26 protein-coding genes and 1 tRNA gene are annotated in these 20,937 nt (G+C 60.5%); 15 read left to right on the top strand and 12 right to left on the bottom strand.

What is annotated here, in order from left to right:
• The first annotated feature begins 11 nt into the window (after positions 1-11).
• The gene (locus AB4072_RS01755) at positions 12-608 is read left to right on the top strand and encodes an urease accessory protein UreE (protein WP_441965182.1); all 597 of its coding nucleotides are present in this window, start codon (positions 12-14) and stop codon (positions 606-608) included.
• A gap of 57 nt (positions 609-665) precedes the next feature.
• Complete coding sequence (gene ybaK / locus AB4072_RS01750; RefSeq protein WP_441965181.1) at positions 666-1,136, top strand: Cys-tRNA(Pro) deacylase; 471 nt, start codon at positions 666-668, stop codon at positions 1,134-1,136.
• A 38-nt stretch (positions 1,137-1,174) separates the two neighbouring features.
• On the opposite strand, the gene cueR is transcribed toward ybaK, so the two are convergent.
• Complete coding sequence (gene cueR / locus AB4072_RS01745) at positions 1,175-1,633, bottom strand: Cu(I)-responsive transcriptional regulator (RefSeq protein ID WP_441965180.1); 459 nt, start codon at positions 1,631-1,633, stop codon at positions 1,175-1,177.
• Positions 1,634-1,822: 189 nt separating this feature from the next.
• On the opposite strand from cueR, the gene AB4072_RS01740 reads away from it, so the two are divergent.
• Positions 1,823-2,455 (top strand): LysE family translocator, encoded by a 633-nt coding sequence (locus tag AB4072_RS01740; protein ID WP_441965179.1) that lies wholly within the window; start codon positions 1,823-1,825, stop codon positions 2,453-2,455.
• 237 nt (positions 2,456-2,692) lie between these two features.
• On the opposite strand, the gene AB4072_RS01735 is transcribed toward AB4072_RS01740, so the two are convergent.
• Positions 2,693-3,193: a transcriptional regulator gene (locus AB4072_RS01735; RefSeq protein WP_441965178.1), complete on the bottom strand. Its 501-nt coding sequence runs from the start codon at positions 3,191-3,193 to the stop codon at positions 2,693-2,695.
• A 224-nt stretch (positions 3,194-3,417) separates the two neighbouring features.
• On the opposite strand from AB4072_RS01735, the gene dusA reads away from it, so the two are divergent.
• Complete coding sequence (gene dusA, locus AB4072_RS01730) at positions 3,418-4,416, top strand: tRNA dihydrouridine(20/20a) synthase DusA (protein WP_441965177.1); 999 nt, start codon at positions 3,418-3,420, stop codon at positions 4,414-4,416.
• 94 nt (positions 4,417-4,510) lie between these two features.
• The gene (locus AB4072_RS01725) at positions 4,511-5,362 is read left to right on the top strand and encodes a sulfite exporter TauE/SafE family protein (protein WP_441965176.1); all 852 of its coding nucleotides are present in this window, start codon (positions 4,511-4,513) and stop codon (positions 5,360-5,362) included.
• Here AB4072_RS01725 and AB4072_RS01720 read toward each other — a convergent pair.
• Positions 5,346-5,564 carry a DUF1289 domain-containing protein gene (locus tag AB4072_RS01720; protein WP_441965175.1) on the bottom strand — a complete coding sequence of 73 codons (219 nt, stop codon included), beginning with the start codon at positions 5,562-5,564 and terminating at the stop codon, positions 5,346-5,348. The two genes, AB4072_RS01725 and AB4072_RS01720, sit on opposite strands and share 17 nt — an antisense overlap.
• A 15-nt stretch (positions 5,565-5,579) precedes the next feature.
• On the bottom strand, positions 5,580-6,416 hold the full coding sequence (cobS, locus tag AB4072_RS01715) for an adenosylcobinamide-GDP ribazoletransferase (RefSeq protein ID WP_441965174.1): 837 nt from the start codon (positions 6,414-6,416) through the stop codon (positions 5,580-5,582).
• A 75-nt stretch (positions 6,417-6,491) separates the two neighbouring features.
• Between cobS and cobT the strand changes: the two genes are divergently transcribed.
• The 4 genes from cobT to AB4072_RS01695 all read left to right on the top strand — a co-directional run bounded on the left by cobT (position 6,492) and on the right by AB4072_RS01695 (position 9,134).
• On the top strand, positions 6,492-7,523 hold the full coding sequence (cobT, locus tag AB4072_RS01710) for a nicotinate-nucleotide--dimethylbenzimidazole phosphoribosyltransferase (protein ID WP_441965173.1): 1,032 nt from the start codon (positions 6,492-6,494) through the stop codon (positions 7,521-7,523).
• Positions 7,520-8,041 (top strand): thermonuclease family protein, encoded by a 522-nt coding sequence (locus AB4072_RS01705; protein WP_441965172.1) that lies wholly within the window; start codon positions 7,520-7,522, stop codon positions 8,039-8,041. Before cobT ends, AB4072_RS01705 begins: the two co-directional genes overlap by 4 nt.
• Positions 8,042-8,102: 61 nt before the next feature.
• Positions 8,103-8,894, top strand: a complete 792-nt coding sequence (locus AB4072_RS01700) for an enoyl-CoA hydratase-related protein (RefSeq protein WP_441965171.1) — start codon at positions 8,103-8,105, stop codon at positions 8,892-8,894.
• Between the two features lie 33 nt (positions 8,895-8,927).
• Entirely contained in the window at positions 8,928-9,134 is a 207-nt protein-coding gene (locus AB4072_RS01695) for a hypothetical protein (protein WP_441965170.1), read from the top strand.
• Between the two features lie 9 nt (positions 9,135-9,143).
• On the opposite strand, the gene AB4072_RS01690 is transcribed toward AB4072_RS01695, so the two are convergent.
• From AB4072_RS01690 to moaA, 3 genes are all read right to left on the bottom strand, one after another.
• A complete protein-coding gene (locus AB4072_RS01690; protein WP_441965169.1) occupies positions 9,144-10,010 on the bottom strand; it encodes an NAD(P)-dependent oxidoreductase in 867 nt (288 codons plus the stop codon).
• Between the two features lie 74 nt (positions 10,011-10,084).
• A complete protein-coding gene (locus AB4072_RS01685) occupies positions 10,085-10,855 on the bottom strand; it encodes a transporter substrate-binding domain-containing protein (protein ID WP_441965168.1) in 771 nt (256 codons plus the stop codon).
• A 115-nt stretch (positions 10,856-10,970) separates the two neighbouring features.
• Positions 10,971-12,005 carry a GTP 3',8-cyclase MoaA gene (gene moaA / locus AB4072_RS01680; protein WP_441965709.1) on the bottom strand — a complete coding sequence of 345 codons (1,035 nt, stop codon included), beginning with the start codon at positions 12,003-12,005 and terminating at the stop codon, positions 10,971-10,973.
• 197 nt (positions 12,006-12,202) lie between these two features.
• On the opposite strand from moaA, the gene AB4072_RS01675 reads away from it, so the two are divergent.
• Complete coding sequence (locus AB4072_RS01675; RefSeq protein WP_441965167.1) at positions 12,203-12,574, top strand: gamma-butyrobetaine hydroxylase-like domain-containing protein; 372 nt, start codon at positions 12,203-12,205, stop codon at positions 12,572-12,574.
• A gap of 170 nt (positions 12,575-12,744) precedes the next feature.
• Here AB4072_RS01675 and AB4072_RS01670 read toward each other — a convergent pair whose 3' ends face one another.
• Positions 12,745-13,329: a L,D-transpeptidase gene (locus tag AB4072_RS01670; protein ID WP_441965166.1), complete on the bottom strand. Its 585-nt coding sequence runs from the start codon at positions 13,327-13,329 to the stop codon at positions 12,745-12,747.
• Positions 13,330-13,582: 253 nt separating this feature from the next.
• Here AB4072_RS01670 and AB4072_RS01665 point away from each other — a divergent pair.
• Positions 13,583-13,657, top strand: a tRNA-Val gene (locus tag AB4072_RS01665).
• Between the two features lie 86 nt (positions 13,658-13,743).
• On the opposite strand, the gene AB4072_RS01660 is transcribed toward AB4072_RS01665, so the two are convergent.
• Positions 13,744-14,436 (bottom strand): HAD-IA family hydrolase, encoded by a 693-nt coding sequence (locus AB4072_RS01660; RefSeq protein ID WP_441965165.1) that lies wholly within the window; start codon positions 14,434-14,436, stop codon positions 13,744-13,746.
• A gap of 140 nt (positions 14,437-14,576) precedes the next feature.
• Between AB4072_RS01660 and AB4072_RS01655 the strand changes: the two genes are divergently transcribed.
• The 3 genes from AB4072_RS01655 (at position 14,577) to AB4072_RS01645 (ending at position 16,428) form a co-directional block, all read left to right on the top strand.
• Positions 14,577-14,978 carry a hypothetical protein gene (locus AB4072_RS01655; protein ID WP_441965164.1) on the top strand — a complete coding sequence of 134 codons (402 nt, stop codon included), beginning with the start codon at positions 14,577-14,579 and terminating at the stop codon, positions 14,976-14,978.
• A 216-nt stretch (positions 14,979-15,194) separates the two neighbouring features.
• Positions 15,195-15,890 (top strand): ribose-5-phosphate isomerase RpiA, encoded by a 696-nt coding sequence (gene rpiA, locus AB4072_RS01650; RefSeq protein ID WP_441965163.1) that lies wholly within the window; start codon positions 15,195-15,197, stop codon positions 15,888-15,890.
• Between the two features lie 31 nt (positions 15,891-15,921).
• On the top strand, positions 15,922-16,428 hold the full coding sequence (locus AB4072_RS01645) for a DUF2059 domain-containing protein (protein WP_441965162.1): 507 nt from the start codon (positions 15,922-15,924) through the stop codon (positions 16,426-16,428).
• Between the two features lie 74 nt (positions 16,429-16,502).
• On the opposite strand, the gene AB4072_RS01640 is transcribed toward AB4072_RS01645, so the two are convergent.
• The 3 genes from AB4072_RS01640 to AB4072_RS01630 form a co-directional block, all read right to left on the bottom strand.
• On the bottom strand, positions 16,503-18,002 hold the full coding sequence (locus AB4072_RS01640) for a tripartite tricarboxylate transporter permease (RefSeq protein WP_441965161.1): 1,500 nt from the start codon (positions 18,000-18,002) through the stop codon (positions 16,503-16,505).
• An 8-nt stretch (positions 18,003-18,010) separates the two neighbouring features.
• Positions 18,011-18,484, bottom strand: coding sequence for a tripartite tricarboxylate transporter TctB family protein (locus AB4072_RS01635; RefSeq protein WP_441965160.1), 474 nt, complete (start codon positions 18,482-18,484; stop codon positions 18,011-18,013).
• Positions 18,485-18,552: 68 nt separating this feature from the next.
• Entirely contained in the window at positions 18,553-19,515 is a 963-nt protein-coding gene (locus AB4072_RS01630) for a Bug family tripartite tricarboxylate transporter substrate binding protein (protein ID WP_441965708.1), read from the bottom strand.
• 126 nt (positions 19,516-19,641) lie between these two features.
• On the opposite strand from AB4072_RS01630, the gene AB4072_RS01625 reads away from it, so the two are divergent.
• The gene (locus AB4072_RS01625; RefSeq protein ID WP_441965159.1) at positions 19,642-20,886 is read left to right on the top strand and encodes an O-antigen ligase family protein; all 1,245 of its coding nucleotides are present in this window, start codon (positions 19,642-19,644) and stop codon (positions 20,884-20,886) included.
• Positions 20,887-20,937: the final 51 nt, after the last annotated feature.

Here is a 20,937-nt window from a genome sequence, read left to right as displayed (position 1 = left end):
CGAGAAATCTCATGTCCCGCGCTGTCATCGTCGTTCGCAAGCCCGCCGTGAAATCCGACCGTGTCGTCGATCAGGTCGCACTGGATTACGCGGCGCGCAGTCAGCGTCATGCGCATCTGACGGGTGAGAAAGGCACGGCCTTCGTCGCCGATCTCGAAATGGACACGGTTCTCAACGACGGCGACGCTTTCCGGCTTGACGATGGGCGCCTCGTCCAGGTGAAGGCAGCGGCGCAGCCGCTCCTGGAAGTCAAGGCTGAGAACCCCTTGCGGCTCACGCGCCTCGCCTGGCACCTCGGCGGCCGTCACGCCCTGGCTGAAGTCACAGCGGATGCGGTTTATGTCGAGAACGATCCGGCGGTGGCCGAATTGGTGCGCGGGCAAGGCTGCACGGCGACCGCCGTCGAGCGCCCGTTCCAGCCCGAGCGCAGCATCCACGATTGCGGACACGACCACGGCCACGGTCATCATCATCACGGCCATGAGCATCATCACCACGATCATGCCCATGGTCACGACCATTCCCACGCCCATGAACACCACGACCATCATCACGAGCACGGCAAGGGTTGCGGCTGCGGTCATCATGACCACAAGCATGGGCACTGAGTTTTCGGCCGGTTCTTGACGACAGGCAGGTTCCCAGCCCCGAGCGGATTGCTTTCCATGTCCAAGACGACACGCGCGACGCTTGCTCTGCAACAGGCCGGTATCTCCTTCACCGTCGCGACGTACGATTACGATCCTAATGCCGAGCGCATCGGCTTGCAGGCGGCAGAGGCTTTGGGTGCCGACCCTTCAAGCGTTCTCAAGACCTTGATGGTGGAGGTGGACGGCAAGCCCGCCTGCGTGATCGTGCCGTCGGATTGCGAGGTCAACCTGAAGAAACTCGCGGCGGCGTTCGGCGGGAAATCCGCGCAGATGATGAAGCCCGCGGACGCGGAGCGCATCACTGGCTACCACGTGGGTGGCATAAGCCCCTTCGGCCAAAAGAAGCGCGTGCCGACCCTGGTCGATGGAGGAGCCTTCGCGCATGAGCGCGTCTTTATCAACGGCGGCCAGCGCGGCGTGCAGGTGAATCTCGATCCACGCGATGCGCTGACAGTTCTTGGGGCGAAGAGCGCCGCGCTTACCTGATGAACGCGGCCCGCAATGGCCGGGAAAAGGGGTATCACTCAGCCGTGTTTGCGGAAGTTGTGTAGCGCAGCCTGGCGGGTGGAATGCGTATGGCAGCTCGCGTCAGGCTCGGTATGCGCCAATTCTTCGATAATCGGACAATCGGGTCGTCCGTCGCCGTGGCAGTTTTGGGCCAGATGACGAAGCGTGTCGGCCATGCCCTGCAATTCCCGCATCTTGCGCTCGAGAGCATCCACGTGATCGAGAGCGATCTGTTTCACAACCGCACTCGCCCGGCTGCGATCATGCCAGAGCGTGAGTAACTCGCCGATCTTCTCGACTGAAAAGCCGAGATCCCGCGACCGCCGGATGAAAAGCAGCGTATTGATATCGTTATCGGAATAGACCCGATACCCGGACTCGGTCCGCGCTGCGGCCTTGATCAGCCCGATCTGCTCGTAGTAGCGGATCATCTTGGCGGAAACGCCCGAAGCGGTCGCAGCCTCACCGATATTCATCGCCATCTCCAGAAAAAGGTCATTGCTCTTAAATAAGGGTTCCCATCATTGTAAGGTCAAGGGCCGCATTTCTGCGGCAGTTTGGCGGGCCGAAGAGCATCCTTCATCCTACGTCAAAGTCCTTGCAGAGCTCACGCCCACTTGGGATATTCGCCCGCAACAAATCGAGAATCCCGAAAGAGCGAAATCATGCCGTCAACCGAGTTGTTTCTCGCGTTTCTTGCGACCACGGCGCTCTTCGCCTTCATCCCGGGTCCGGCCATGCTTTATGCTGCGGCTCAGACCTTGGCTCGCGGCCGGTCGTCCGGTCTGATGGCTTCGCTCGGTATCCACCTTGGCGGTTATGTACACGTCATCGCCGCAGCAGCGGGCTTGTCGGTTCTCTTCCACGCTGTGCCCATGCTCTACATGGCGGTGAAATTGGCCGGCGCGGCCTATTTGATTTGGTTGGGCGTCTCGATGTTCCGCGCCAAAGCGCAAGGCGATGTGACTATCCCGGGGATCGAACCGAAATCCGGCCGACGCGCCTTTTTCGAGAGCGTTACGGTCGAGGTTCTCAATCCCAAGACGGCGATTTTCTTTCTGGCATTCTTGCCGCAATTCATCGACGCATCAGCCACGCTTCCCATCTGGATCCAGTTCGTCTTTCTAGGGACCATCGTGAACCTGATGTTTTCCTTTGCGGACGTCGTCTGTGTGGTACTGGCAGGCGCGGTGATCACGAGGCTGCGGCGCTCAAGCCAAGCACAGCGCCTCATGCAGCGCACTGGCGGCGCGATGATAGCCGGTCTCGGTGTTCATCTCGCTTTTCAGAAAAGCTGATCTTTCGCGCCCTTTTGTTGTATAGGAGCCGACGACTGCCCCGAGGGCATCCGTCTATGGAAGTTTCACGACAAAGATATCTAAAGAATTATGAGAGCTTCCCGCTTCACCGTAGCGCCCATGATGGACGGAGCCACGTGAAGAGAAAAAGCTTTGTTTTTTCAGCGCTTAAGGTGTGGTTGCCAAGGCCATGCAGTACCGTTTGCAGTACTGCTGCCTAAAGAATGCAGTGACAGCTCAGTAGGGCCATGCCTGATGTGTCAGGCGCTTCAAGCCTACGTAGTGTGGTCGGTTAGTTAAATTCAAAATTAAGGCGACGGCGGCAGAGGTGAACTTCCCTCTGATACCAACGACGACATCACCATAATCAGGAGCGCTAAAGCTTAGTGCTCGACACATATCTGCCAAGGCTTGAGACTCGAATGAGATCTGTACTTTATGAGCAAATTCATTCCGAATTTTGCGAATGAGTTCGCACTCTCGGTACTCACGTTCGGAGATAACTCCTAAAGCGTATGCTGCTGCAATCTTCGACGAAAATGTGCCAAGCGGAGCGTTAAAGCCAGAGAGCAATGCTTGGGCTCCCTTATTCTCGATCAAGAAAGCCTGCAGAGCCTTTCCTAGTAGATCATCAATCATAGCTGCTGCAGCCAGTGCAGCACCACGTTCGGTCTCCTTGTTCAGCTCCTTGAGGAAGGCTAGAAACTCTGAAAGATGTGGGTGGGTTTGCTCGATCATAAAATCAGGTCCCGCCGATTGAGGGTCAATGTCGGTGCGGCCCCTAAATCCGTGGTCTGCTAGGGCTGACAATAACCTTACTGCCACGGTACTGCGTGAATAGCTACGGTACTGCAATGCAGTACCAAGCGTGGGCTTTCGCGACGGATGGTTCGTTAAGTATTTGAAATTACTGCGCGAGATCGAGTAAAGAGACAGTGTATAGGACCGACTGAGATAGTTAAGTGGCTGATATTATTAGTAAAATTTCTGTCGCGCCGATGATGGACTGGACTGATCGGCATTGCCGGTTTTTCCATCGTCTCATGACGCGCCGGACGCAGCTTTATACTGAGATGGTGACGACCGGGGCCGTCATTCACGGCCCGCGCGAGCGTCTGCTCGGCTTCGACAGTTCGGAGCATCCTATCGCAGTCCAGCTTGGCGGTTCGAACCCGCGGGAATTGGCTGAAGCCGCGCGGATCTGCGCCGATTTCGGCTATGACGAGATCAACCTCAATGTCGGTTGCCCCTCCGACCGGGTGCAGGACGGCCGTTTCGGCGCTTGCCTGATGCGCGAACCGGGCCTCGTGGGCGAATGCGTCTCCGTCATGAAGGCTGTGGTGAGTCTTCCCGTTACGGTGAAATGCCGGATCGGCGTGGACGATCAGGACACGGAAGAGGCGCTGAACAACCTGACCGACAGCGTCGTGGCTGCCGGGTGCGACGAACTCACGGTTCATGCCCGCAAAGCCTGGCTTCAAGGCCTATCGCCGAAGGAGAACCGGGACATTCCGCCTCTGGATTATGAGCGTGTCTACCGTCTGAAACAGGCGAGGCCAGACCTGCCGATTGCGATCAATGGCGGCATTCGTACCATCGCCGAGGCCAAGGCTCATCTCGCGCATGTGGATGGCGTCATGGTTGGGCGTGCCGCTTATCACGAGCCCGAACTGCTCCTGTCGGTGGACGAGGAAATCTTCGGTGGCGAAAGGCCCGTCGCGGACGGGTTCGAGGCCATTAAGGCTTTCGAGCCCTATGTCGCGGCTCGGTTGGCCGAGGGCGTGCGCTTGCATTCCATGACCCGTCATATCCTCGGGCTCTTCACGGGACGCCACGGCGCAAGGGCCTTCCGCCGCCATCTGGCGACCGAGGCGACCAAGTCCGGCGCCGGTCTGCAGACCTTGCGGGATGCTGTCGCGCATGTTTCGCGCAGCGGCGCCGCGTTTGAGGATGCGGCTTAAGGAAAAGCTGGGGCCTTCAACGCACGGGCGCTTGCTCCGGTGCGGAATTCGCTCCACAGATCAAGTCCCTTCGATCTGACGGAATTCCCCACGCATGTTCGGCATTTCTCCCATGGAATTGGCTTGGCTGGCCGCAGCCCTTCTGGCCGGCGGCGCTGTCACCGGGCTTCTGGCAGGTGTGTTCGGCGTGGGGGGAGGGGCCGTCGCGGTACCGGTTCTCTATGAACTGTTCCGCATCCTCGGCGTGCCGGATGAAGTTCGCATGCCGCTTTGTGTCGGCACGTCGCTCGCCATCATCATCCCAACCTCGATCCGCTCATTCCGCACCCATCAGGCCAAGGGCGCAGTGGACATGACGATCTTGCGCGTGTGGGCCATTCCCGTTGTCGTCGGGGTCGCCATGGGAAGCTTCGTGGCGCGCTATGCTCCGGCCGATCTGTTCAAACTCGTCTTCGTGCTGGTCGCGGGCGTTGCCGCTATCCGGTTGCTGTTCGGCAAGGATACGTGGCGGTTCGGGACGGAGATGCCCTCTAAAGCCATCATGACGATCTATGGCTGGGTGATCGGTGTGCTCTCCGCTCTCATGGGTATCGGCGGCGGCATGCTTTCCAACATGTTCATGACGTTCTACAACCGGCCGATCCATCAGGCGGTCGCCACATCCTCGGGCCTCGGCATATTGATCTCCATTCCCGGCGCCCTCGGCTACATTTATGCCGGATGGCCGCGCGCGGCCGAGTTTCCGACAGTGGCGGCCCTCCAGCCTCCCTTCGCCATCGGCTATATTTCCCTGCTCGGCTTCCTGCTTTTCATCCCGACCAGCGTCTGGATGGCCCCCATCGGCGCTCGATTGGCTCACCGGTTGTCGAAGCGCCGCCTCGAACTTGCCTTCGGCATCTTCCTGCTTCTGATCAGCGCTCGCTTCGCCTTCAGCCTTCTCGGCTGAGCTTCTGATCGGTCTCGCCGTATTGCTGGGCAAAGGCTGCGCGCATGCGCTCGGGCAGGATGGCCATGATCGCCAGCCGCTCCTCTTCCGTCATACGATACCAAGTGCCTATTTCTTCGCGCGTGCGGCCGCAGCCTTCGCACAGACCCGTTTCTGGATCGATAAGGCAGACGCGGATGCAGGGGCTGGAAGCGAGTGTCATGTGCGTCTCATGTCGTCACGGATGCGTGGCGATCAAGAGCCCAAGCATCGCCGCGATCTCGGCGACCTGTTGGGTCGCACCTGCGATGTCGCCCGTCTGGCCGTTGAGATGACGCGCTGAAATCCGCGTCACGGTGAGGCCGGCGAGGGCCGCGCCGAGAAGCATCAGACCGATGCCGAGACGCCCGAAATCCCCGAACCATCCTAAAGCGATCACGACGAAAGCCGCGAGGATCGCTGCAAGCCAGAAAGAATCGCGTGAGGGTTGTCCGACAGTATGCGATGCGCCGTCGAGGCGGGCAGGGGCCAAGAATACCAGTGGCGTGAGCCCGGTGGTGCGCGAGAGCGTCGCGCTTGCAATCGTCACGAGGGCAACGGGTAAGGGATCCAGGCGCGTGGCAAGCGTCGCCAGAAGGCCGATACGCAGAACCAACCCGAGAATCAGCGCGGACGCGCCGAACGAGCCGAGGCGGCTGTCCTTCATGATTTCGAGTCGCCGCTCCCGCGTCGTTCCACCAAAACTGTCGGCCATGTCGGCGAGACCGTCCTCATGAAAAGCGCCGGTGAGAATTGTCATCGCCGTGACGGACAGAGCGGCTGAGACCCAGGGTTCCAGATTAAGCAAAAGAGCGCAGGCAAGGACCAGGGCTGGAATCAGCGCGATGATAAGACCACCCAAGGGTACGACACGGGCCATCCCGTTGATATCGGGAGCGGCGTGAGGATCAATTTCCCAAGGAAGCTTCGGGACCGGAAGGCGCGAGTAGAATCGCACACATGCCGCGAGATCGGACAATCCGGACTGCCATGCGTTCAAGGAAACGCTCGCCTTCGCCTGCTCGTCGCTCAACATACTTCACCCCGTGCCGAACCGCCGCTATAGGTCGCGCAACGCCATCCCCTCACGCTCTTGCCGCCGGACCTTATCATGACTGATACCGCTTCCTCGCCTTTCGACGACATTCGCCGTCTGATCGTTACCATGCCCGGCCCGGATGAAGCCGCCGTCGAGGCCGTCCGCGCACGAGACCGTCAATTGACCAAGCCCGCCGGGAGCTTGGGAAGACTTGAGTGGCTCGCGGAATGGCTTGCCGCCTGGCAGGGGAAGCCTCAGCCCTCCGTCGACCGGCCGCTGGTCTGCGTTTTTGCCGGAAGCCATGGGGTCGTCGCTCGCGGAGTGTCGGCTTATCCGTCCGAAGTCAACCGGCAGATGCTGGAAAACTTCGCCGCGGGCGGCGCTGCCATTAACCAGATCTGCGCGGCCTACGGCCTCGGTTTCAAGGTGTTCGACCTCGCGCTCGACATGCCGACGAAGGACATCACGACCGATGCGGCCATGGACGAGAAGGCCTGCGTCGCTACCATGGCTTTCGGTATGGAGGCGATTGCGGGCGGCACTGATCTTCTTGCTGTCGGCGAAATGGGTATCGGCAACACGACGGTCGCTGCCGCGATCTACGCTGCGCTCTATGGCGGCCCGGCAGAACATTGGGTCGGGCGCGGTACGGGTGTCGATGAGGAGGGCCTGAAGCGCAAGGTCGCCGCTGTCGAAGCGGCTCTTGAGCACCACGCCGCGCATCTGAAGGACCCGCTCCAAATTTTGAGCCGCCTGGGTGGGCGCGAAGTTGCTGCCATTGCGGGGGCGATTCTGGCTGCTCGCCTGCAACGAATTCCCGTCATCCTTGATGGCTATGTAGCCACTGCGGCCGCCGCCGTGCTTCACGCGATTCATCCCTCGACGCTGGACCATTGCGTAGCCGGTCACCTTTCGGCGGAAGGTGCGCATCGTGATGTCCTGGAGCGGCTTGGGAAAATCCCGCTCCTCGCGCTCGGCATGCGTCTTGGCGAGGGTAGCGGGGCTGCGCTTGCTGCCGGGCTTGTGAAGGCCGCTGTCATGACGCATCGCGACATGGCGACGTTCGATCAGGCGGGCGTGTCCAAGAAGCTCCCAACGGAATGAGGCGCAGCGCCTATCGCGAGGGGGCACCTCGCGGCGGCAATCTTCGCGCCGTGTTTGGACTCCTCCTGGCGCTAGGTCTGGCGGCGCTCGCTCATGCGGTTTTCGAGCCGAGTGAACGAGAGATCGAGGGCAGCGCCTACGTCGTCGATGGTGACACGCTTCACATGCAGGGCAAGGCGATCCGGCTCAAAGGGATCGATGCGCCGGAACTGCATCAGCTCTGCCGGCGGCAAGGAAAGATCTATCGCTGCGGCGAGGATGCACGTACGGCCCTCGCCGCCTTGATTTCGGATCGCATCGTTCAGTGCCACTCCGCTGGTCGGGACCGCTATCAGCGGGTGCTGGCCGCCTGCACGGTCGACGGAGATGATATCGGCGCTCGTCTCGTCGGCGACGGGTTTGCCGTGTCCTATGGCGACTACCGCTTTCAGGAAACACGGGCGCGTCTGAACGGCGCCGGCTTATGGGCAGGCGAATTCGAGCGCCCGCAGGACTGGCGGCGCCAGAACGAGCGATAGGGGGCTGTTTCGCCTAAGCTTGGGACCGCGCTATGTTCTGCTCCGATGAGGAGTTCAAAGCATGAGCCTGACCACGCTGCGCTATACCGTCGTCGGGGCGGTTGCTACTATTTCGCTTGCCCGCCCCGACAAACTGAACGCCCTCAACGCGACGATGCATGCGGAACTGCGTGACGTGCTCGGGCTATGCGAGCGTGACGATGCGGTGCGTGTGGCTGTTCTCACAGGCGAGGGAAGGGCGTTCTCATCCGGCCAGGATCTGACGGAAGACCTGCCACGTGACGCAGCCGGGCGGATTGATCTCGGGCCGCCTTTGGAACGGGACTACAACCCTCTGATCCGTACTCTGTCTGGCTTTCCCAAAGTCACCGTTGCCGCTTTGAACGGTCCGGCCGTCGGCGCTTCCATGAATATCGCGCTCGCTTGCGACATCGTCGTTGCCGCGCGCTCCGCCTATCTGCAGGAAGCTTTCGCGAAGATCGCGCTCGTGCCTGATGCCGGCGGTACATGGATCCTGCCGCGCCTCGTGGGGCCGAAGAGAGCGCTCGCTCTCATGCTGAGCGCCGAGCCCGTTCAGGCCGAGGAAGCGTTTCGCATGGGCCTCGTCTACAAAGTTTTCGATGACGCTACCTTCACTGACGAGGTCGCGAATTTTGCAGCATCGCTCGCCAAGGGGCCGGGACTTGCCTTCCGTCTGACCAAGCAGGCGATACAGGAAAGTCTGTCGAACGATCTCACGGCGCAGTTGGAACTTGAAGCGCGCCTCCAGAGAGCGGCAGGCTTTAGTCACGACTTCATCGAGGGCGTGACGGCCTTCCGCCAGAAGCGCGATCCGCGTTTCGAGGGGCGTTAGAGCATGATCAGGCTATAGAACGGGGACGGCATCATGCGCATGAACTATCTCATCATCGGTCTCGTGACGCTGCTGGTCGTGATCGGGCTCTACATGTCCTCCGACCCACAGCAGAGCGAGCGTCTATCGCAGATGTATCGTGATGCTGCGCTGACCGGGCAGGCGCGCGACATCGCGTTGATTCTCTTAGCCGTCGGGATCGGCGGCTTCATCCTGTATCTGACGATCACGCGTCGCTGAGGACGCGCGTCACTTCTCAAGCCGCGCAATCAGGCTCGACGTGTCCCAGCGGCGGCCGCCCATGGCCTGCACATCGGCATAGAACTGGTCGATAAGCGCAGTCGCCGGCAGGCTCGCACCGTTCTTGCGCGCCTCGGCGAGGCAGATCGCCAGATCCTTACGCATCCAGTCCACGGCAAAGCCGAAATCGAACTTGCCCTGGTTCATGGTCTTGCCGCGATTTTCCATCTGCCACGAACCGGCTGCGCCTTTCGAAATCACATCGATGACCGCTTCGATGTCGAGACCGGCTTTCTTGCCGAAATGGATGCCTTCTGCGAGGCCCTGAACGAGCCCGGCGATACAGATCTGATTGATCATCTTGGTGAGCTGCCCGGACCCTGAAGGTCCCATCAGGCGACAGGCGCGGGCAAAGCTCATGATTACCGGCTCCGCCTCGGCATAGGCCTTCTCATCGCCGCCGCACATCACCGTCAGCACGCCGTTTTCGGCTCCCGCCTGGCCGCCGGAGACTGGCGCGTCGATGAAGAACGCTCCGCTGGCTTTCGCCACCTCGGAAAGTTCCTTGGCGACTTCCGCCGAGGCGGTGGTGTTGTCGATGAAGATCGTACCGGAACGCAGGCCGTGAAATGCGCCGTTCTCGCCGATCGTGACCTGACGAAGATCGTCGTCATTGCCGACACAGGCGAAAACGAAATCCTGACCTTCTGCCGCTTCCTTCGGCGTCTTCGCGGCCTTGCCGCCGTTCTCCGACAACCACTTCTCCGCCTTCACGAAGGTGCGGTTGTAAACGGTCAGGTCATGCCCTTTGCTGCGCAGATGCCTGGCCATGGGGTAGCCCATGACGCCCAAACCCAGGAAAGCGACCTTCGCCATCGTTCATCTCCGCATTGCTGTGAACGTCGTTTTATGGAGATGGAGCTTGAGCGTCAAACGTCGCGATGCTGCGCCTACTTAATGTCGAAGGAAAAATACTTCTCGCGAATGCGATCGTAAGTCCCGTCCGCGATCACGTGCCGGATCGCGCTGTCGAACTGTTCCTTGAGCTGGCCATCGTCCTTGCGCAGCCCGATGGCGTAGGTATCGTAGGGGTAGGGCGGATTTTGCGGCACATCCGCAATGAAGCGGCAGCAAGCGCCCTCGCGTGTTTCAAGAAACTTAGACAGGCCGATCTTGTCGCCGAAGACGAGATCGAGCCTCTCCGTCAGGAGGTCCAGGTTGGCCTCCTCGAGTTTCACATAGGGTTTGATCAAAGACGACTTGTATTGCTGTTCGAGATAGGCGGAGGCCTCGCTCCTATCGGTGACGCCGATAGACCTTCCGGCGAGAGCCTGCGGTGTGACCCCTTTCACGTCGAGAGCCTTCCCACCAATGAAGGCCATGGGGATCCTGTAATAGGGCAGGGAGAACGCAAATCGCTTCTCGCGTCGGTCCGTAATTTCCACGGATGACATGATCGCATCGTATTCGCGATTGAGAAGGCCTCGAAAGATGCCTTCCCATTCATGGGTCACCAGGGTGCATTTGGCCTGCATGACTTCGCACAAGGCCTTTGCCAGATCGACTTCGAAGCCCTGTAATTCGTTATTCTGATCAAGATAGTTGAAGGGCGGATAGGCGCCCTCAACGGCAATGCGAATGGCCGCCTTGTCCTGCGCCGGGGCAGAGGCGATCAGGCCGAGCCAGATGAAAAGGCTCGCAACAAGCTGCAAAGCTTGCATGGATCTCCACGTATTCACAACAGCAACGCCCACCGTTTCAGCGGCGCCATGGCTGGAAGTCCGATCTTGACCGCTGTTGAAATTCATTACTGGACGGCCGGTCTCTTGAAAAGCATCACCCTCCGGTCATGCTCATATGCCGCGCAACCGCAGGTCGGTTATGGCGGCGGTCGATGATGAAATCATGCCCTTTCGGCTTACGCGCAATGGCGTCATCGATGGCTCTGTCGAGCCGATCCGGGCTTCCTTCACGCAAAGGCGTTCTGAGATCGGCCACATCCTCCTGGCCCAGGCACATGAAGAGCTGGCCGGTGCAGGTGAGGCGGACGCGATTGCAGCTTTCGCAGAAATTGTGGCTGAGGGGCGTGATGAAGCCGAGCTTTCCGCCGGTCTCGCGCACCCTGACATAGCGCGCCGGCCCCCCGCTTCGTTCGGAGAGATCATCCAGCGTGTAGCGGTCGAGAAGGCGGGCACGGACCTGCGAGAGCGGCAGGAACTGATCGACCCTTTGGGTTTCGATCTCGCCGAGGGGCATCACCTCGATCAGCGTAAGATCCATGCCACGACCATGGGCCCATTCCATCAGGCTTTCGATCTCATCCTCGTTCACACCCTTGAGCGCGACCGCATTGAGCTTGACGTGCAGTCCTGCTTCTTGGGCGGCATCGAGCCCTTCCATCACCTTTGAGAGATCGCCCCAACGGGTGATCTGGTGGAATTTGGCGGGATCGCGGGTATCAAGCGACACATTCACCCGCTTCACCCCACATCCGGCAAGCTCGGCGGCGTAGCGGGCGAGCTGCGAGCCGTTAGTGGTCAACGTCAATTCGTCGAGCGCGCCTGAGGCGAGATGGCGGGACAGGCCCTGGAACAGGCTCATGATGTTTCGTCGCACGAGCGGTTCGCCGCCCGTGATGCGCAGCTTGCGCACGCCGCGCCGGACGAAAACGGAGCAGAGCTGGTCCAACTCCTCAAGCGTGAGCAGATCGCGCTTGGGCAGAAACGCCATGTCCTCCGACATGCAATAGACGCAGCGAAGATCGCAACGATCCGTGACGGAGACACGCAAATAACTGATCGCCCGGCCGAACGGGTCGACCAGCGGTGTGCTATTCGCGACCATCGCCCGTTGAGTGGATGAATCCCACATCGTCGACAACGCTTCTCCTGTTTGCTCACCCGTGAGCTTGCCCTAGAGCTTGATCGTATCTCTTCGAAACACGATCAAGCTCTAGCTTCCTTGTTGCCACATGATCCGGGCGAACAACCGGTTTCCACTTCTTCTGATCATGCTCTAGATGTCGGCCAGGAAAGCCGGAAGATCAAGCACCCGGCGAGGTAACAGCCATGTCATCCGATCGTTGGCCGACCGAGATCCGTCTCAGCAAGGACAAACGCACCCTGCATGTCGCCTTCGATAACGGCGAAGCTTTCGATCTTACCGCCGAGTATCTGCGCATAGCCTCGCCATCGGCCGAGGTTCAGGGGCACAGTCCTGCCGAGCGAAAGACCGTTCCCGGCAAGCAGAATGTGGAGATCATGAAGATCGACCCCGTGGGCAACTATGCCGTCAAGCTCACCTTCGACGACATGCACGATACGGGGATCTACGGGTGGGGCTATCTCCACGAACTTGGCCGGGATCAGACCGCGAAATGGGAAACCTATCTCGACGACCTTGCCGCCAAGGGGCTCTCCCGCGATCCGCTTCGACGCTAGAGCATGATCAGAACAAGTGGAAACCGGTTGTTCGCCCGGATCATCATGCGGCATCGAAAGAATCGAGAGTTTGATCGTTTCAATCTGAAACGATCAAACTCTAGGGCGATATAAAAAAGGGCCGGCATTGCTGCCGGCCTTGGAGGTTTGGAGGTAGACGCGTTGAAAACTCAGCGAAGAACGACGACCCGTGCGCCGACTTTCGCGCGGTTGTAGAGGTCGATCACGTCATCGTTCGTCATGCGGATACAGCCGGAAGATACGGCCTGACCGATTGTCTCCGGCTCGTTCGAGCCGTGAATGCGATACAGCGTGCTGCCGATATACATAGCACGCGCGCCGAGGGGATTATCCGGGCCGCCAGTCATGTAACGCGGCAGGTCGGGACGGCGTCTCAACATCTGTGACGGTGGACGCCAATCCGGCCACTCACGCTTCATGGTGATGTTGTGCGCCCCGCCCCAGGTGAAGCCCGGACGCCCGACGCCGATGCCGTAACTCACGGCTTGACCGTTGCCGATCACATAGTAGAGGCGACGGTCGGTGGTGGACACGACAATCGTGCCTGGCCCGTAGCGTCCGTCAAAAGAAACAACTTCGCGCGGCACAGGAGAGGCCTGGGCCTGAAAAGCTTCCTCATTGGCATAAAGAGGTTGGCGGGTCAGCGGGTCGATTTCCGTAAAAGCCGCAGCCGGCGTCGCCAACGCGACGACGGCGCAAGCAAGCCCGTAGAGGGCAGCGCGAGTGCGTCCCATGATTGCCTCGAAATGTTCCAAGTTTGAGCGCGTTTGGTTTTTTCTAAACGCAATTGCCCCGTTTCTGATCCGCACTTAACAGAGGTTTTGCGCGGGTTCCTAGGGCATAGCTGCCATGATTTGGGCGCGTCCTTAATCAGATCTTATGGCAGCGTCGCCGCAAACGATCGGCTTGTGTGTCGACGATCAATCTGGCGATTGTGCAATGATCGGCTTGACGGACAGGGTTTTTCGACCGTAGAAGGCCCAGACCGGGCGCGTAGCTCAGCGGGAGAGCATTCGCTTCACACGCGAAGGGTCACAGGTTCAATCCCTGTCGCGCCCACCATTCTTTCCGGTTTTGCCGACTTCACAATTTCGTGTGCGCAGCTGCGCGGTGCTGTTCCGACGGGCTCGCGGCGCAGTGGAATCGAATCAGGCGGCAGCCCTTTTCTTCAGCAGCGACATGGTCGCGCCGAACAGTTCATCGAAATGATCGATGACGATGTCCGGACCAAGCTTTACGACCGGAACGTCCGTATAGCCGAAGGGGACGGCTATGGACGGAATATTCGCAGCCTTGGCCGTGACGATGTCGGTTTTGGAATCTCCGATCATCACTGCACGGCACGTATCACCGCCCGCGCGCTCGATGGTCCGCAACAAATGACGCGGATCCGGTTTGAAAAAGGGGAAAGTATCGCGTCCGCAATTGGCGGCGAAGCGGCGGCTGATCCCGAGAGCTTCGACAAGCTTGACCGAATGTTCCTCGACCTTGTTCGTGCAGATGGCAAGTAGGAAGCCCGCTTTCTCAAGATCGAGCAGAGCTTTCTTGACCCCGGGGAAAAGCTCCGTCTGGACACGGATGTTCTCGCCGTAGTGAATCATGAAATGTCCGAACAACTGCTCCAGCCGTTCGGGAGAGATCTGTCGCCCGGCAGCAGCGAAGCCGCGCTCGATCAGGGCCCGTGCGCCCGCGCCGATCATATCGCGCGCCTTGGCGAGGGGCAGTGGCTCAAGGCCCTCCTGGGCCAGGACCACGTTCAACGTCGCGATCAAATCGCCCGCCGTATCGGCAAGCGTTCCGTCGAGATCGAAAACGGCAATGGGCGGAAGGAAGGAAGCCATGGTTCCTGGCTAGCGTTTTAAGGGCAGGGGAATCAAGCGGCGCGATGGTATGCTAACAGTCTGATTCGATATGCCCGAGGGAGACGAGGATGCGGCGGACCAGTCTAGGGATCCATTGTGCAGGACTATTGGTTGCCGGAATGTTAGCGGCTCCCGCTCTTGCCGCTCCTTATGATTTTGTGCCCGCTCCGCAGACCGATCTGAACCGCGTTTACAGAATCGAGCGGGTCACCGGCGAAGTCAGCTCCTGCCAGTACGGCCTTCAGGAAGGGACCATCGGTGTGACGCTTTGCTTCGGCCCAGGCGAGGGTGCGGGAGCGCAGATACCCGGCGAATATGGTCTTGTCGCCTCCCGGCACGACCGGGAGGGCGGTGTATTCCGGGTTAATTACCGCACAGGCGACATGAGCGTGTGCTACGTTTTCGACGAAAAGGTCGTTTGCACGCCGCAGACTAGCCCCTCTGCCCCGGTTTCCGCTTATCCGAGTCCCGCGACACCAGGCACGCGGCCCGGTGCCGGGGCTTCGCCGCAGAAGCCCTGAGGGTGAAAGAAGCACATTCCTTTGTAGGCCAACACTTGTTATGGAGTTTCAACCGGGGCGAAATTCGCCTATGAGCCATCGTCTCCGGCTTGCGATGTCGCAGAAAGACGATATGGACCGGCAATGGATGACGCGGCATGGATAAGGTTGGCTTCGCTGACCCTTTCTCTACGCGCTCCTTCCAGGGGGGTCGGACGATGTTGCAAGGAGCGATCTATGAGCAATGAATTGAAGCGCGCGGCGGCTGAGCGTGCGGCAGCTCTCGTGACCGACGGCATGCGTCTCGGCCTTGGAACGGGTTCGACGGCGGCTTTTTTCGTGACTGCCATCGCTGAGCGCGTCCGCAACGGATTGAAGGTGGTCGGCGTGCCGACGTCGGAAGCGACGCGGACGCAAGCCGAGCGGGAAGGGGTTCCGCTCACAACCCTCGACGAGACGCCCGAACTCGATCTCACCGTTGACGGTGCCGACGAACTCGACGACGGGCTTCGTCTGATCAAGGGCGGTGGCGGCGCATTGCTGCGTGAGAAAATTGTCGCGGCCGCGAGTGCGCGTATGATTGTGATCGCCGATGGTTCGAAGCGCGTCGCTCAACTCGGACGCTTCCCGCTTCCGATTGAGGTTGTTCCGTTTGGGCTGAAGGCGACCGAACATGCCATCGCGCGTCTCTTGAAGGACCAGGGGCTGCACGTCGACTTGCGCCTCAGAAGGGCCGCAAACGGAGAGCCCTTCGTCACCGATGGCGGGCATTTCATCCTGGACGCTCACGTCGAGCGTATCGGCAATCCTGAGCGTCTCGCCTCCTCGCTTAACGCTATTCCCGGTGTCGTCGAAACCGGTTTATTCATCGGCCTTGCCACCGGCGCAATCCTTGCGACGGCGGAGGGGCTTGTCGAACTCGGTCAGTTCTGACCATAAGCCTCAATTGATTGGAGCCTATTCAATGATCCGTTCCGCTTCTCGCTTCGCAGCGACTTCCTTCGCACTCTTCATGCTTGCGAGTCCTGTTCTGGCTCAGCAAGCGCCGCAGCCGACGGCTAGCCATCTGGCTCTGGCCCGTGATGTGGCCATCAGCTCCGGCATGACGCGCTCGATCGATGCCATGACCGCTCCGCTTTTGGCTCAATTGCAGCAGATGAACGTGACCCGTCCCGAGGTCAAAAAGGATCTCGATGACGTCGTCGAGATGCTGAAGCCCGAACTCGAGCTGCAAAAGCAAAAGATGGTCGAGACGGCAGCGAAGGCCTTTGCCATCCGCCTGACAGAGGCCGAACTCAAGGAGGTCTCGGCCTTCTACAAGTCGCCCACCGGTGTAAAATACGTTCAAATCCAGCCGCTGCTGCTCGATGATATCGTCACAGAGTTGGCAACCTGGACGCAGAATGTCGCGGAATACATCATGATCCGCGCCCGTGCGGAAATGTCCAAGCGCGGTCATCAATTGCAGTAAGCGTTGAGATAGGCGCTTAAGAAAAAGGCCCGGCAATGCCGGGCCTTTGTTTTTTTGGATCTGTCGGGACTGGTTTAGTCCTCTTCCGCCTTGAAGCGGTTGAGGCCCTGGAGCACGAAGGGCAGCACCAGTGCGATTGCAGCGATGGCAAGCAGCGTCGCCGAGATGGGGCTCTGCACCAGCACAAGCGGATCGCCGAGGCTGATGGAGAGCGCGCGACGAAGCTGACTTTCCGCGATAGGGCCGAGGATTAGGCCCACGACCACCGGCGCGATGGGATAGTCGAAGCGGCGCATCAGGAAGCCGAGAACACCGAAGACTCCCAGCATGGCCAGCTCGACAATCGAGGGCTTGGCGGCAATCGTGCCCATGGTCGCGAAAACCAGAATGCCCGCATAGAGCCACGGCTGCGGTATGGCGAGAAGCTTAACCCACAAGCCCACGAGCGGCAGGTTCAGGACCAGCAGCATCGTGTTGGCGATGAACAGGCTGGCGATCAGGCCCCAGACCAGGTCGGGCCGGTCCGCAAACAGAAGCGGGCCGGGATTGAGGCCGTATTGCTGGAAGCCCGCCAGCATCATCGCGGCCGTCGCTGAGGTCGGCAGGCCGAGGGCGAGCAGCGGAACAAGGGTTCCCGCCGCCGAGGCATTGTTGGCAGCCTCCGGACCCGCGACGCCCTCGATGGCGCCGTGCCCGAACTCCTCCGGATACTTCGTAAGACGCTTCTCCGTGGAATAGGACAGGAAGGTCGGGATTTCCGCGCCGCCTGCCGGAAGAGCGCCTATGGGGAAGCCGAAGGCCGTGCCGCGAAGCCACGGCATCCACGAGCGCTTCCAGTCCTGTTTCGTCATCCATAGGGAGCCGCGCACCGGCTCCAGCACCTCTTCATGAATGTGTCGACGCGAGGCCACATACAGAGCTTCGCCGACGGCAAAGAGGCCGACCGCCAGGGTTGTGACCTCAACCCCGTCGAGAAGATCCGGCACGCCGAAGGTCATGCGGGCCTGGCCCGTGAGCTTGTCGATGCCGACCACACCGAGTGCGAGACCGATGAAGAGGCTGGTCAAACCGCGCACGGGCGAATCGCCGAAAGTAGCCGAGACGGTCACGAAGGCGACGCACATGAGCGCGAAGTAATCCTCCGGCCCGAACTTCACCGCGAGTTCGACGAGTGTCGGCGCGAGGAAGGCGAGACCGAGCGTGGCGATGGTACCGGCCACGAAGGAACCGATGGCGGATGTGGCAAGCGCCGGGCCGCCGCGACCCGCCTTAGCCATCTTGTTGCCTTCGAGCGCGGTCGCCATGGAGGCGCTTTCGCCTGGGGTGTTGATCAGGATGGCGGTGGTCGAACCGCCATACATGCCGCCGTAATAGATGCCGGCGAACATGATGATCGACCCGCCCGGATCGAGCTTGAAGGTGATCGGCAAGAGAAGCGCCACCGTCAGCGCCGGGCCGATACCGGGCAAAACGCCGACAGCGGTGCCGAGCAGGACGCCGATGAGCGCGAAGAGCATGTTCATCGGCTGGATGGCGACGGTGAGGCCGTGCGCGAGAGCGAAAAATGCGTCCATGACCGACCTCAGAGCAGATGCTCAAGCGGACCCATCGGCAGCGACAGGGTCAGGAGCTTGGAGAAGAGAAGATAAATCACGACGCCGGCGACGAGGCCGATGATGAGATCGGCGACGGGCGCGCGTCGCCCGAAGGCCGCTGATGTCGCGACGAAGAGGACGGCCGTCGCGGGGATAAAGCCCCCGCCGAAATGGATCAGGGCAATGAGAGCAGCCAGTCCGCCGATGATCAGTAGGATGGGCGTCCAGCGAAGCGTGTCACGCGTGGGCAGGCCGCCGCGAACCGCCATGATGGCGTTGCCGACGGCAAGGATAGCAAGGCCGATGGCGACGACACTCGGCATGGCCTTCGGGCCAAGGCCGTAGACGGAAGAGAGTTCGAGTCTGGTCGTATCCAGCCAGATCAGGCCCGCGAGGATGAGAAGGCCGAGGGCGATGACCAGACCTGGAACATCGACGCGCTTTGGTGTTCGTACGTTCATGGCGATTTCCTAAAAAGAAGCGCCGCAAAAGCGGCGCTCCCTGAGCTTCAAATGTCGGAGCCGTCTTTTTAAGACTTCACAAGTCCGACCGAGGTCAAGACTTCCTTGGTGCGGTTCTGGTCGTCGGCCAGGAATTTGGCGAAGGCATCGCCCGAGAGGTAGGCGTCGTCCCAGCCCTTCTGCTTCAGGATCTCAGCCCATTCCTTCGACTTCACGAGCTTGTCGATGGTCTCGGTCAGAACCTTCTTCTGGTCGGCCGAGATGCCGGGAGGGGCCACGACGGCGCGCCAGTTTGCGATCTCGAGATCGACGCCGTTCGCCTTGAGCGACGGCATTTCGGCGGTGTTCTTCGATGCAGGAGTCGTCAAGCCGATGAGGCGAAGCTTCCCGGCCTTGATCTGGCTCTCGAACTCGCCATAGCCGGCGATGCCAGCGGTGACCTTGCCACCAAGGATGGCCGCGAGCGACTCGCCGCCACCCGAGAACGGGATGTAGTTGATCTTGGTCGGATCAGCGCCCGCAGCCTTGGCGAAGAGCGCCGCGGCAATATGATCCACCCCGCCAGCCGAGCCGCCGGCCCAGGTGACCTTCGCCGGATCGGCCTTTACGGCCGCGACAAGATCCTTGGCGGTCTTGATCGGCGAATCCGCCGGCACGACGATGGCCTCGTATTCGCCAGTCAGGCGCGCGATGGGGGTCGTCTGGTCGAGAGTGACAGGCGACTTGTTGGTGAGGAGCGCGCCCACCATCACGTAACCCATGACCATGAGCTGGTTGCCATCGCCCTTGGCGCCGTTCACGAACTGCGCAATGCCGATGGAGCCGCCCGCGCCCGGAACGTTCGTAACCTGGACGCTCTTGGCAAGGCCAGCCTGCGTCAGGGCCTGCTGCATGGAGCGAGCCGTTTGGTCCCAGCCGCCGCCCGGAGCCGCTGGGGCCATGACCTTGAGTTCAGCCTGGGCCATGGCCGAGGTAGCCAAGCCCATGACGGCTGCCGTCAGCGCACCGCGCCACAAACCTTTTCCGGTCATGTTCATCGTGTTTCCTCCTCAGAAACGTTTCATTTGTGTTAATGGGGAGGAACCTATCGGCGAAGCTGCCGCACGGCAAGCAGTCATGGCTTTATCCTTATTCAACCTTCGCTTAAGACGTGAGTCGTGAACGCCTCAGCCGAACATTTTCACCTGTCCCGATCCTCAATCGCTACGCGCGTCGCGGACGCGCTTTGGCGCGTGTCCATGGTGCTTTTGGCGGTGATGCCGCTCGGCATGACCATCGCGCACCGCTCCAGCCCGCTCTTTCTCGGCCTGAGCGCGGCCTTTGCCTTAGGGGCACTCGTTATCGAGGGCGGCTTTGGCGTTTTCATTCAAGAGGCGCGCCGCGCGTTGAGTACGCCTATCGGCCTTGCGGTCCTCTCGTTTGCCGGCTGGAGTTTCCTGTCGCTGGGCTGGAGCGAAGTTCGGGAAACGTCGGTTCCTGTCCTCTTTGAATTCTGGCTGCCGGTCGCTTTTGCCTTCACGCTAAGCCTGACATTGGCCCGGCGGATGACTGAAGGGGCGTTCTGGACGCTCGCCATCGCCGTGGTCGTCGCTCAACTCGTCATGCTGTTGGATCTCCGCACCGGTCTCGAGATCCGCAAGGCGCTCGGCATGCGCTTCGACAGCTACATCCTCAACCGTCCGAGTTTGACTCTCATGGTCTTGCTTCCGCCGATTCTGGCGTGGTTCTACCGCTCGGTCGGCAATGGTACGGTTCTCGGATTGGCGTTTCTTGCGCTCGTTGGCCTCGCCGTCGCCAATTCCGACAGCGGCTCGGCGGTTCTCGGCTTGCTGGTCGCGGCTCTCGCATGCGTTGTGGCCTTGCTCGCACCGCGCCTGTCGATCCTGCTCGCGAAGATCGTCATCGTCGCGGCGCTCGCGATAGCGCCTGTGATCGGCCCCTTGGCCGACAGGCTCATCCCCAATTCAGTGCATCAGCATATGGCCTCGAACCATTCTCGGGACAGGGTGAATATCTGGCTCAGCTTCGATGCCGCCATCCACGAGGATCCCATTCTGGGGGCAGGGTTCGGCGCGAGCGCACGCCTCGGCGAGACAAGCATCGCGCAACGTGTTCCGCCTGAGCGACGCGTTCTTCTGGACGTAGGGCACCCGCATAATGCGGTGCTGCAAATTTGGGTGGAGCTCGGTTTAATCGGGGCCTTGCTGGCAGGGGCTGTCTGCTTTCTGACGCTCGATGCCGTGGCTCGGCAGTCGCGCGTCATCACGGCTCTCGGTCTGGCGCTGATGGCGAGCGCGGTCGCTGTTGCGATAATCGGGCACGGCGCATGGCAGGGGTGGTGGGTCTCTGCGCTCGGTGCCTCCATAGTATGGCTACTGGCGGCAAAGCATCGCCATGCTTAATTTTAATCTCGCATTTTCTGACGCGAAACCGGCGCCCAATTTACGGAAAAT

The sequence above is a fragment of the Microvirga sp. 2MCAF38 genome, from assembly GCF_052115485.1.
Classification (GTDB): domain Bacteria; phylum Pseudomonadota; class Alphaproteobacteria; order Rhizobiales; family Beijerinckiaceae; genus Microvirga.
This window is presented reverse-complemented; position numbering and strand designations above follow the sequence as displayed.